Raw genomic sequence first — 11,028 nt, 5'->3', positions numbered from 1 at the left:
CCCCTGACCTACGTTTTCGCAGGTCAGGGGCCTTCTTTTATCCTGTGGCTGGTGTAGGGTTCGAACCTACGTAGGCATAGCCGGCAGATTTACAGTCTGCTCCCTTTGGCCGCTCGGGCAACCAGCCAGGATGTTCGTCTCGCGGGGCTGCGCCCCGTTCGACTGGATAAACCTTACCTGATGGCAGGGGGTGCTCCGCCACTTGATTGGTCACGTGATGATCAAGGGGGTCGGGCGGGGTGGCGCTGGATAGGCTGGGGGCGTGAGTGCCCCGCTTGGGTGGGGCTGTGCTGCCGACATCGCAAGGAGACCACCACAGATGGCCGACTCCAGTTTCGACATCGTCTCGCAGGTCGAGAAGCAGGAGGTCGACAACGCGATCAACCAGACCTCGCGTGAGATCGCCACCCGCTACGACTTCAAGAACGTCGGCGCGACCATCGGCTGGTCCGGCGAGCGGATCGAGATGAAGGCTGACGGCGAGGAGCGGGTGAAGGCCATCCTCGACGTGCTGCAGAGCAAGCTGATCGCGCGCAAGATCTCGCTGAAGGCGCTGGAAGCGGACGAGCCGCAGCTGTCCGGCAAGGAGTACAAGATCTTCGCGACGATCAAGGAGGGCATCTCCCAGGAGAACGCCAAGAAGATCTCCAAGATCATCCGCGACGAGGGTCCGAAGGGTGTGAAGGCGCAGGTCCAGGGCGAGGAGCTGCGGGTCTCCTCGAAGAGCCGGGACGACCTGCAGGCCGTTCAGGCGCTGCTCAAGGGCAAGGACCTGGACTTCGCGATCCAGTACGTCAACTACCGCTGACCCAACCGGTCGAGGGTGACACCCGAGGGGCTCCGCGCAAGCGGGGCCCCTCGGGCGTTCCGGTCGCGAGTGGAGAAGTTTCCTGAGAATTTGATGTATGTCCGCTGGACGTAGGTGCACCTCCGCAAAGAGGTGATAACCGGTCCAGTCCAAGCTTGGCGGCACCGGGGGGGGTATGCGCGATGCCATGCGCCGGGGCAGGATCGGGGGCGCGCGGGCCACAGGCCCGCGCCCGGGCTCAGCAATTCTTAAAAGTTGAGCATTACGTTGACCCGGCTTGCCCCACCAGAACTCTCGAAGGGGACGCCACCGGTGACCAGCCCGCTCCACCTCGTCCGTCCCGCCGCCGACACGAGCCGTTCGGCGCCGGTCCGCACCCCGTCGACCGCCCAGACCTCGAATGCGAGCCCGACCCTACGCCCGAGCGAGAACACGGGTTCGGGAACGGGCGCGGATGCGGGCGCGGGCGCCGACGAGAGCACGGGGCCGCGCGGCGCCTCCGGGCTCAGCGGGAAGAGGCAGGGACCCCCCAGCGGCTGGCGTGATCGGCTCGCCGCGACCTGGGACGGCCTCGCGGGGGTGCGGCGCAGAGCCCGGTACGTGCGGCTGCTGGCCTGGCCGGTGTACTTCCTGCTGCTCTGGCGGTACATCGCGGACAACGGGCTGCCCTACCAGAACGACGTGGTCTTCTGCTGGCTGATCGGCGCGCTGATCGCCGCTGCCGTGCAGAGCGGCCACCGGTTCGGCTGGCTGCGGGTGCTGCGCGACTGGCTCCCGGTGATGGGCGCCGTCTACGCCTACTCGCTGCTGCGCGGCTACGGCGCGCACACGCCCTGGGCCGTGCACTGGCGGCCGCAGCTGGAGATCGACAAGGTGCTCGGGTTCGGGCAGGTCTGGAGCGTGCGGCTGCAGCACTGGCTGTACACGCCGGGGCACCCGCACTGGTACGACTACCTGTTCACCGTCGTCTACATGTCGCACTTCTTCGCGATCTTCATCGTGCTGGCCGCGCTCTGGCAGCGGCGGCACGACCGCTTCACCCGGCTGCTGGTGTTCTACCTGGCGCTCACCTTCGCGGGCTTCGCGACCTACATGCTCTACCCGGCCGACCCGCCGTGGCTGGCCGCGCAGAACGGGCACCTGCCGGGCCTGACCCGGGTGGTCTCGGACGTGCTGGCCCAGAGCCACCTGCCGGAGGCCGGATCGATCTTCGAGAACGGCAGCCAGTTCGACAACGACGTGGCGGCGATGCCCTCGCTGCACGCCTCCTACCCGATGCTGCTGGCGCTCTTCTTCTGGCCGACCGCCGGACGCAAGATGCGGGTGCTGCTGGCCGCCTATCCGCTGCTGATGGCCTTCACCCTGGTCTACGGCGCCGAGCACTTCGTGATCGACGTGCTGATGGGCTGGCTCTACACCGCCGCCGTGTACTACGGCCTCGGGCGGCTGCTGGACCGGCGGGCGGCGAAGCGGGCGACCCGGCTGGCCGACCGGGAACTGGCCCTGGCACAGGAGTCGCAGCGGGACCCGGCACTCGAGCCCGTCGGCGCCACCGCGATGACCGCGTAACGCGGGTACCTACGGGGAACGGCAGGACGGCAGACTGGCCCCGTGCCGAACTCCCCCGCCACCCCCGCCCCGTTCCGCCCGAACGCCGCGCAGCTCGCCGCGGCCCAGGACGTGACCATCCCCGATGTGTCAGGCCCCGGGCTGCGGGTGCTGTTCTGCGGGATCAATCCCGGGCTCTGGTCCGGCGCCACCGGCCACCACTTCGCCCGCCCGGGCAACCGGTTCTGGCCGGCCCTGCACCGCTCCGGCTTCACGCCCCGGCTGCTGCGCCCGGACGAGCAGGGCGAGCTGCTCGCGCTGGGCCTGGGCATCACCAATGTGGTGGCCCGGGCCAGCGCGAAGGCCGATGAGCTGACCCGCGCCGAGCTGAAGGAGGGCGGCGCGGCCCTGGTCGAGCGGGTGGACCGGCTGCGCCCCAGGGTGCTGGCGGTGCTCGGGATCGGCGCGTACCGCACGGCTTTCGGCCACCCGCGCGCTGCGGTCGGGCGGCAGCCCGAGGGGGTGGGCGCAACGGAGGTCTGGGTGCTGCCCAATCCGAGCGGCCTGAACGCGCACTACTCGCTGGACGCGCTGGCGGCGGAGTTCCGCACCTTGCGCGAGGCTCTGGGCTGACAGCGAGGTTCTGGGCTGACAGCACGCCGCCCGGGCCCCCACCGCACTAGGCTCGCCCCACCAACGCGCGGCGACTCCCGGAAGCAGGTGGCTCACCCATGCCCCGTCCGTTCACCAGTGAGCAGTACGCGACCCGGATGGCCCAGGCCGTCGAGGCGGCTTCCGCCGCGGGCCTGGCCGGGCTGGTGATCGCGCCGGGCCCGGACCTGGTGCACCTGTGCGGCTACCGCCCGACGGCCGCCACCGAGCGGCTCACCGCGCTGGTGCTGGCCCCGGAGCGGGAGCCGGCCCTGGTGGTCCCCCGCCTGGAGCGCCCGGACGCGGCGGCGGCCCCGGGAGCGAGCGCGCTGCGCCTGGTGGACTGGGTGGACGGCGTGGACCCGTACGCCGTCACCGCGCCGCTGCTGGGCCCGGCCGACGGACGGTACGGGATCTCCGACTCCGCCTGGGCGATGCACCTGCTGGGCCTCCAGCAGGCGCTGCCCGGCGCCGCCTTCGGGTCGCTGACCGCCGTGCTGCCGATGCTGCGCGGGGTCAAGGACGCCGAGGAGCTGGCCCGGCTGGCCGCCGCCGGGGCCGCCGCCGACGCCACGTACCAGGAGATCCTCCAGGTCGCCTTCGCCGGGCGCCGCGAGCGCGAGGTGGCCGCTGATCTGGCCGCGCTGCTGCGGGCGCACGGGCACGAGCAGGTGGACTTCACCGTGGTCGGCTCCGGCCCGAACGGCGCCAACCCGCACCACGAGGCGGGCGAGCGGACGATCGAGGTCGGCGACACGGTGGTGCTGGACTTCGGCGGCCTGAAGGACGGCTACGGCTCGGACACCACCCGCACCGTGCACGTCGGGCAGTCGGCGCCGGCCGAGGTGCGCGAGGTGCACGAGGTGGTGCGGCTGGCGCAGCAGGCGGCCTTCGAGGCGGTCCGGCCCGGGGTTGCCTGCCAGGAGATCGACCGGGTGGCCCGCCGGGTGATCACCGAGGCGGGGTACGGCGAGTACTTCATCCACCGCACAGGGCACGGGATCGGCACCACCACCCACGAGCCGCCGTACATGATCGAGGGCGAGGAGCTCCCGCTGGTGCCCGGGATGTGCTTCTCGATCGAGCCGGGCATCTACCTGCCGGGGCGGTTCGGGGTGCGGATCGAGGACATCGTCACGGTGACCGCGACGGGCGGCGAGCGGTTCAACAGCACCTCGCGGGAGCTGGCCACGGTGGCCTGAGGCGGCATGAGTGGGCGAGTGGGATCCATGAGCGGCATTCATGGCTGCCCCCGTTCCATCGACCGCGGCCCCTGCTTCCGGCCGCCCCCGACTCCTAGCGTGATCAGCACACCCACCGATCACGCCAGGAGCAGTCGATGTCCCGTCAGTACCAGGCCGTCCACCAGGTCTCCCGCCCCACCGGGCGCGCCGTCGCGGAGAACTTCGCCTTCGTCGAGGGCGAGTTCCCGCCGCCGGCCGCCGGCACCGCGCTGGTCGAGAACGTCTACCTCTCGGTCGACCCCTATATGCGCGAGGCGATGGACGAAGGGCACTGGGAGCTGAACGCCCCGCTGGAGGGCCGTGCGATCGGGCGGGTGATCGAGTCCAGGACGCCCGAACTCGCGGTCGGCGACCTGGTCTTCCACCGGCACGCCTGGCGCACCCACGCGGTGCTCACCCCGTCCGAGGCCCGACTGCTGCCGGCCATCGACGGCGTGCCGCTGAGCACCCACCTGAGCCTGCTCGGTGGCACCGGCCTGAGCGCGTACGTCGGCCTGACCCGGGTGCTGCGGCTGCAGCCCGGCGAGTCGATCTTCATCTCGGCCGCGGCCGGCGGAGTCGGCAGCGCGGCCGGGCAGTTCGCCCGGCTGCTCGGCGCCGGGCGGATCATCGGCAGCGCCGGCTCGGCGGCCAAGGTCGCCCACCTCACCGAACGGGCCGGCTTCGACGCCGCCTTCGACTACCACGACGGGCCGGTGGCCGAACTGCTGGGCGCGGCCGCACCGGAGGGGATCGACACCTTCCTCGACAACGTCGGCGGCGACCACCTCGAAGGCGCCCTGGAGGTGCTGCGCGACCACGGCCGGATCGCCTGGTGCGGCGCGATCGCCCAGTACAGCACCGAGCCGCCCCCCGCCCCGCGCAACCTCTACAACGTGGTACACAAGGCGCTCCGGATGGAGGGCTTCCTGGTCCGCCAACACCTGGACGCCCAGCAGGAGTTGACCGACTTCCTGGTGCCGCACCTGCGGGCCGGACGGGTGCGCGCGGACGAGACGGTGGTGGCCGGCTTCGAGAACGTGGTGGGGGCGTTCCTCGGCATGCTGGACGGCGCGAACATCGGCAAGATGCTGGTCCAGGTCGCCGACCTCGGTTGACCCGAAGTCAACTTGACGCATCGTCAGTTCTCCGGTCGCGGGCCGACGTAGTCGGCGCGGGCCCGCATCCGCAGCGGCGCCTCGCGGTACTCCTCCATCGCGTGGGCGAGCCAACCCGCCGTCCTGGCAACCGAGAAGACCACCTCGCCGGCCTCGGCGGCCATCTCGCCCAGGTGCGCGAACGCGGCCAGCGCCAGGTCCACGTTGGCCGCCTCGGCGGCCGGCGCGTGCTGGCCGCCGGCCGCCCGAACCACCGCGTCAACGGCCGCCAACACCGGCTCGTATCCTGGCAGTTGCCGCATGGCATCGAGCAGGGCCACGCTCCGCGGGTCGCCCTGTGGGTAGAGCCGGTGGCCAAGACCCGGGATCGACCGGCCGGTGCGCAGGTACTCGGAGACCACCGGCACGGCGTCCCCGGCCGCCAGCACCTCGGCGAGCATCCGGTACGCGAGCGCGCTGGCGGCGCCGTGCAGCGGACCGTCGGACGCGCCGAGGCCGGCCGAGACCACCGCGTACGGGTGGGCCCGCGCGGAGGCGGCGACCCGGGCGGCGACGGTGGAGACCGCCAGCTCGTGGTCGGCGAGCAGCACCAGCGCGCGGTCCAGGCAGGCCACCGCCGCGGGGGTCGGCGCGGCGGGCGCCAGCCGGGTCCACAGCCGGGCGGCGAGCGAGGCGTCCGGCGCGGTCGGCGGGCCCGGCAGCGCCTCCACCAGGGCGGCGATCAGCGCCGCGCCGGTGGCCCGCACGTTCGCCTCGCGCAGGTCGAAGCGGAGCGGGTCCAGCGAGGCGGCCACCGCCGCCGAGACCCGCAACCGGTCGGGCAGCCGGGTCGCGGCGGGCAGCGTCCCCGCACTGCGGCGCAGCGCGGCGACCAGCTCGGCGGGCGCGCGCAGTTCCACGCCCGGCTCGGCGCCGACGCCCCAGAGCCAGCCGACCGCCGACTCGAAGCCGTACCGCTCAGCGAGTTGGACGGCGTCGCGGCCGCGGTAGTAGAGCCGGCCGTCCTCGATCAGGGTGAGCGCGGTGCGGACGGTGACCGGCGCTACCGACGGCAGGCCGTCGGCCGCAGTTGGGGACGCGCCACGGGGCGGGCGGCGGCGCTGACCGACGGCCAGCGCGTCCACCTCGCGGGCGTCGAAGGTGCTGCCCTTGCCGCCGGGCACCCGCTCGCTGCTCAGCAGGCCCCGACTGGCGTACGCGTAGACGGTCTCCACCTTGACCCCGAGGATCTCGGCGACCTGCTGCGTCGTCAACCTGCCATCGCTCATCCCATGACCTCCTCAGTCGCCCCGTGGGCAGTATCTCACATTGATTTCAGTCAACATTGACAACATCGATCAATGCTCGCAGAGTTCTGACTGTCAGCCGTTCCGAGGAGGTAGTCATGTCGACCGCGATAACCCCACCCCAGGCCCCCGCGCAGTCGCCGGGCATCGAGGTGCCCCGCGGCCTCAAGGGCGTCGTCGTCACCGAGACCGCGCTGAGTGACGTGCGCGGACTCGAGGGCTTCTACCACTACCGGCAGTACTCGGCGATCGAGCTGGCCGAGCGGCGCAGCCTGGAGGACGTCTGGCACCTGATGCTGCTCGGCGAGCTGCCGGATGCCGCCGCCCGTGCCGCCTTCCACGCCCGCACCGCCCCGCTGCGCCGGCTGCCCGAGGCGCTGCGCCCGCTGCTGCCCGCGCTCGCTGCCGCCACCAAGGAGGCCGGACCGCTGGCCGCGCTCGGCCCCGCGCTCTCCATCGCGGCCGCCGACCGCGGCATCCGCCCGCTCTACGACACCGCACCCGAGCAGCGGATCGAGGACGCGCTCTTCGCCACCGCGCTGGTGCCCACCATCCTCACCGCGCTGCACCGCCTGCAGCACGGCGAGCAGCCCGTCGAGCCGCGCGAGGACCTGCCGTACGCCGCCAACCACCTCTACATGCTGACCGGCCGGGAGCCGGCGGCGGCCGAGGCCCGGGCGATCGAGCGCTACCTGATCGCCACCGTCGACCACGGCTTCAACGCCTCCACCTTCACCGCCCGGGTGATCGCCTCCACCGGCGCCGACCTGGTCGCCTGCCTGGTCGGCGGCCTCGGCGCGCTCTCCGGCCCACTGCACGGCGGCGCCCCCAGCCGGGCCCTGGACACCCTGGACGAGATCGGCACCCTCGACCGGATCGACCCCTGGATCCGCGCCCGGGTGCTGGCCGGCGACCGGATCATGGGCTTCGGCCACCCCGTCTACCGCACCGACGACCCGCGCTCGCGGATGCTGCGCGGCGTCGCGGAGGGCTTCGGCGGCGAGCTGGTGGACTTCGCCGTCGAGGTGGAGCGCCAGGTGCTGGCGATCCTCGCCGAACTCAAGCCGGGCCGGGAGCTGCACACCAACGTCGAGTTCTACGCGGGCGTGGTGATGCACCTCTGCGGCCTGCCGCGCGAGATGTTCACCCCCACCTTCGCCGCCGCCCGCGCCATCGGCTGGAGCGCCAACATCCTGGAGCAGGCCGCCGACAGCAGGATCATCCGCCCCGCCGCCCGTTACGTCGGCCCCCCGGTCCCGCAGCCGGTGCCGAGCGCCTGAGCCGCCGCCCCCGCCTGCGGGCGCTCCACCGTCGGGCGGCCGAACGGCCACCCGACCCAGCCGGCAGGGCGAACGTCAGTAGCGGTGCCCGAACCCCTCGTCGGTGGAGACGATCTCGCGGCCGAGCGGCATCAGCGAGACCGGGATCATCTTCAGGTTCGCCCAGCCGAACGGGATCCCGATGATCGAGAGGAAGAGCGGGATGCTGGTGGCCAGGTGGGCCAGCGCCAGCCACCAGCCCGCGAAGACGAGCCAGATCACGTTGCCGACGCAGGACGGCGCCCCCGCGTCCGGGCGCTGCACAGTGGTCCGGCCGAACGGCCACAGCATGTAGGAGGCAAGGCGGAAGGCCGCGATGCCGAAGGGAATGGTGATGATCAGCACGCAGCAGATGACGCCCGCGATCGCATAGGCGATAGCCATCCAGAGGCCGCAGAAGATCAGCCAGAGGACATTGAGGATCAGGTTGACGACCTTCATGCTTTCAGCCTTGCACGCCCCCCGTTCGATGGCCCCCGCAACGCGCGGTGGGAGTCCCGGGGCAACGCCCCGGGACTCCCACCGGTGCCGTTCCGCTGCTGTCAGCGGGCGTTGGCCAGGCAGTCGTTGACCTTGGCGAGGTGGTCCGCGAGGAGCGGACGGGCGGCCTTGGCGAGCTCCCGGGCGTCACTGTTCCTGCCGTTAGCGATCTCGTTGTCGAGCAGCTTCAGCGCCTGCGTGTTGCCCGCCTTCTCGTCCTTGAGCCAGCCCGCGTCATAGCTCTTCGTGCCCGCGCTCTTCGCCAGGTCCTTCAGCGTGTTCTGCTGCTTGACGGTCGGGGACGTCGGCAGGGTCACATCCAGCCGGCGGGCCAGGTCGGTGGTCTGCTTGTCCAGCCGGGTGTTGTCCCGCACGAGCACCGCCGCGGTGTCCTTCACGCACCGCGAGACCGCACGCTTCGACGCCTCGTCGCCCATCGCGATGGCGGTCAGGCTGCCCTGGTGGAAGGTCTTCAGGAAGACCGCGTCAGTCGGGGGCTCAGCCGCGGGTGCCTGTCCTGCCGACAGCCCGACGCCGACGCCGGCCCCGGTCACAGCGAGGGCAGCTACCCAGAGTCGAATTCGCACGCTTCTGCTCCAATTCCTTGGTCAAGGGCACCCGATGGCCCTCACAAGATCAGAGTCTGCCGTGATCACACACGCATTCCGTTACCATCCGTGGCCGGCCAACCCGAACGGGTGACGGATGCGGCGGCATCGCGGACCGGCCGGGCCCGTTGGGCCGTGTCGGTGAGTGTTCGGAACACGGCCATCCCGGCGTGGTGTCACGGTGGGGCGCCGGTGGTTGAGTGGCCCGGTGACCGAGGAGTGGCGCGCGGCGGGCGGTGGTGCGGGTGGCGGGTAACGGCGGGTTCCCGTCCCGGGGAGTCTGGCGCCGGCCGGCGCTGCGCTGGGCGGACGTGCTGGTCGCGGCGGCGATCCTGGCGCTGTTGTACGGGCTGCTGCTGCTGGCACCGGAACTGAACGCGCCGTTCCTGCCGAACCAGGCGCCGGAGACGGTCTCCACCGATCCGGTCAACCTGCCGTACTACGCAGTCCGTTCGCTGCTGCGGATGTTCGTGGCGCTGATCGCCTCGGTGCTCTTCACCTTCGTCTACGCGACCGCGGCGGCCCGGATGCGGCGGCTGGAGAAGGTGCTGCTGCCGGTGCTCGACATCCTGCAGTCGGTGCCGGTGCTCGGCTTCCTCTCGGTCACCGTGACGGCGTTCATCGCGCTCTTCCCCGGCTCCACGCTGGGCCTGGAGTGCGCCTCGATCTTCGCCATCTTCACCGCGATGGCCTGGAACATGACCTTCGCCTTCTACGCCTCGCTGACCAGCCAGCCGCGCGAGCTGGACGAGGCGGCGCGGGTGATGCGGCTGACCAAGTGGCAGCGGTTCTGGCGCCTGGACGTGCCCAGCGGGATGATCCCGCTGGTCTGGAACGGGATGATGAGCTTCGGCGGCGCCTGGTTCTTCCTGGCCGCCTCCGAGTCGATCAGCGTGCTCAACCACCACTACGCGCTGCCCGGCATGGGGTCCTACGCGGCCGCGGCGATCGCCGCCGGCAACCTCGGGCAGGTGGGCATCGCGATCGCCGTCATGGTGGTCATGGTGATCGGCGTCAACGTGATCTTCTGGCGGCCGCTGACGGCCTGGTCGGAGCGGTTCCGGGTGGAGGAGTCGGAGGCCGCCGACCGGCCGCGCAGCGTGGTGCTCGACCTGCTGCGCCGCTCCAGCGTGCCGGCCCGGCTGGGGCGGCCGCTGCGCCCGGTCGGGGCTGCGCTGGACCACGGGATGCGGATCTTCGGGCTGGCCGAGCACCCGCTGGCGACGCCGGCGGTCCGGGAGCGCACCGGGGACGTGTTCTTCGCCGGCGCGGTGAGCGCGGTCTCGCTGTTCGGCGCCTGGGAGGCCTTCGACTACGTGCGCACCACGGTGGGGCTCGGCGAGTTCGTGCACGCGTTCTACCTCGGGGCCGCCACCTTCGGGCGGGTGGTGCTGCTGCTGATCCTGGCGACCGTGGTCTGGGTGCCGATCGGGGTGTGGATCGGGATGAACCCGAAGGTCCTGCGCTTGGCCCAGCCGGTGGTGCAGGTGCTGGCCAGCTTCCCGGCGAACTTCGTCTTCCCGTTCGCCACCGCCGCCTTCATCGCGATCGGCATCTCGCTGAACATCGGTGCGGTGCTGCTGATGGCCCTGGGCGCCCAGTGGTACATCCTGTTCAATGTGATCGCGGGGGCCTCGGCCGTCCCGTCCGACCTGCGCGAGGCGATGACCGGCTTCCAGGTGGGCGGCTGGCTGCGCTGGCGGGCGTTCATCCTGCCGGCGATCTTCCCGTACTACGTGACCGGCGGGATCACGGCGGCCGGCGGCGCCTGGAACGCCTCGATCGTCGCGGAGGTGGTCAGCTACGGCTCGCACCACCTGACCGCGTTCGGCCTCGGCGCCTACATCGCGGACGCCACCGGGACCGGCGAGTTCCCGAAGATCCTGGTCGGGGTGAGCGTGATGAGCCTCTACGTGGTCGCGCTGAACCGCCTGCTGTGGCGGCGCCTGTACCGCCTCGCCGAGACCCGCTACGCACTGTGACGGAG

General features: G+C 71.7%; 10 protein-coding genes and 1 tRNA gene. 7 read left to right on the top strand and 4 right to left on the bottom strand.

Going from position 1 to position 11,028, the window contains the following annotated elements; all coding sequences use genetic code 11:
- Positions 1-45 precede the first annotated feature (45 nt).
- Positions 46-127, bottom strand: a tRNA-Tyr gene (locus ABH937_RS29780).
- Between the two features lie 192 nt (positions 128-319).
- On the opposite strand from ABH937_RS29780, the gene ABH937_RS29775 reads away from it, so the two are divergent.
- From ABH937_RS29775 to ABH937_RS29755, 5 genes are all read left to right on the top strand, one after another.
- Positions 320-808 (top strand): YajQ family cyclic di-GMP-binding protein, encoded by a 489-nt coding sequence (locus ABH937_RS29775; RefSeq protein WP_280693280.1) that lies wholly within the window; start codon positions 320-322, stop codon positions 806-808.
- Between the two features lie 312 nt (positions 809-1,120).
- Positions 1,121-2,377: a phosphatase PAP2 family protein gene (locus ABH937_RS29770; RefSeq protein ID WP_370220051.1), complete on the top strand. Its 1,257-nt coding sequence runs from the start codon at positions 1,121-1,123 to the stop codon at positions 2,375-2,377.
- 42 nt (positions 2,378-2,419) lie between these two features.
- A complete protein-coding gene (gene mug / locus ABH937_RS29765; protein ID WP_280693282.1) occupies positions 2,420-2,989 on the top strand; it encodes a G/U mismatch-specific DNA glycosylase in 570 nt (189 codons plus the stop codon).
- Between the two features lie 98 nt (positions 2,990-3,087).
- Positions 3,088-4,209 carry an aminopeptidase P family protein gene (locus ABH937_RS29760; protein ID WP_280693283.1) on the top strand — a complete coding sequence of 374 codons (1,122 nt, stop codon included), beginning with the start codon at positions 3,088-3,090 and terminating at the stop codon, positions 4,207-4,209.
- 137 nt (positions 4,210-4,346) lie between these two features.
- Positions 4,347-5,348 carry an NADP-dependent oxidoreductase gene (locus ABH937_RS29755; RefSeq protein WP_280693284.1) on the top strand — a complete coding sequence of 334 codons (1,002 nt, stop codon included), beginning with the start codon at positions 4,347-4,349 and terminating at the stop codon, positions 5,346-5,348.
- Positions 5,349-5,371: 23 nt separating this feature from the next.
- On the opposite strand, the gene ABH937_RS29750 is transcribed toward ABH937_RS29755, so the two are convergent.
- Positions 5,372-6,616: a citrate synthase gene (locus tag ABH937_RS29750; protein WP_280693285.1), complete on the bottom strand. Its 1,245-nt coding sequence runs from the start codon at positions 6,614-6,616 to the stop codon at positions 5,372-5,374.
- Between the two features lie 116 nt (positions 6,617-6,732).
- Between ABH937_RS29750 and ABH937_RS29745 the strand changes: the two genes are divergently transcribed.
- Complete coding sequence (locus tag ABH937_RS29745; protein ID WP_370220050.1) at positions 6,733-7,914, top strand: citrate/2-methylcitrate synthase; 1,182 nt, start codon at positions 6,733-6,735, stop codon at positions 7,912-7,914.
- A 75-nt stretch (positions 7,915-7,989) separates the two neighbouring features.
- Here the strand turns inward: ABH937_RS29745 and ABH937_RS29740 are convergent, their stop codons facing one another.
- Both ABH937_RS29740 and ABH937_RS29735 read right to left on the bottom strand, forming a co-directional pair.
- Positions 7,990-8,394 carry a YccF domain-containing protein gene (locus ABH937_RS29740; protein ID WP_280693287.1) on the bottom strand — a complete coding sequence of 135 codons (405 nt, stop codon included), beginning with the start codon at positions 8,392-8,394 and terminating at the stop codon, positions 7,990-7,992.
- Positions 8,395-8,495: 101 nt separating this feature from the next.
- Positions 8,496-9,020 (bottom strand): DUF4142 domain-containing protein, encoded by a 525-nt coding sequence (locus ABH937_RS29735; RefSeq protein WP_280693288.1) that lies wholly within the window; start codon positions 9,018-9,020, stop codon positions 8,496-8,498.
- A 266-nt stretch (positions 9,021-9,286) separates the two neighbouring features.
- On the opposite strand from ABH937_RS29735, the gene ABH937_RS29730 reads away from it, so the two are divergent.
- The gene (locus tag ABH937_RS29730) at positions 9,287-11,023 is read left to right on the top strand and encodes an ABC transporter permease subunit (RefSeq protein WP_280693289.1); all 1,737 of its coding nucleotides are present in this window, start codon (positions 9,287-9,289) and stop codon (positions 11,021-11,023) included.
- The last annotated feature ends 5 nt before the right edge of the window (positions 11,024-11,028 follow it).

The organism is Kitasatospora sp. GAS1066B (genome assembly GCF_041262605.1).
Lineage (GTDB): Bacteria > Actinomycetota > Actinomycetes > Streptomycetales > Streptomycetaceae > Kitasatospora.
The sequence above is the reverse complement of the archived record's forward strand: the minus strand, read 5'-3'. Positions and strand labels throughout refer to the sequence as shown.

Excerpts from the sequence above, each read along its gene's own strand:
- ABH937_RS29775 (WP_280693280.1), top strand. The coding sequence starts at position 320 with ATGGCCGACTCCAGTTTCGACATCGTCTCGCAGGTCGAGAAGCAGGAG.
- ABH937_RS29760 (WP_280693283.1), top strand. The coding sequence starts at position 3,088 with ATGCCCCGTCCGTTCACCAGTGAGCAGTACGCGACCCGGATGGCCCAG.
- ABH937_RS29755 (WP_280693284.1), top strand. The coding sequence starts at position 4,347 with ATGTCCCGTCAGTACCAGGCCGTCCACCAGGTCTCCCGCCCCACCGGG.
- ABH937_RS29750 (WP_280693285.1), bottom strand. The coding sequence starts at position 6,616 with ATGAGCGATGGCAGGTTGACGACGCAGCAGGTCGCCGAGATCCTCGGG.
- ABH937_RS29745 (WP_370220050.1), top strand. The coding sequence starts at position 6,733 with ATGTCGACCGCGATAACCCCACCCCAGGCCCCCGCGCAGTCGCCGGGC.
- ABH937_RS29740 (WP_280693287.1), bottom strand. The coding sequence starts at position 8,394 with ATGAAGGTCGTCAACCTGATCCTCAATGTCCTCTGGCTGATCTTCTGC.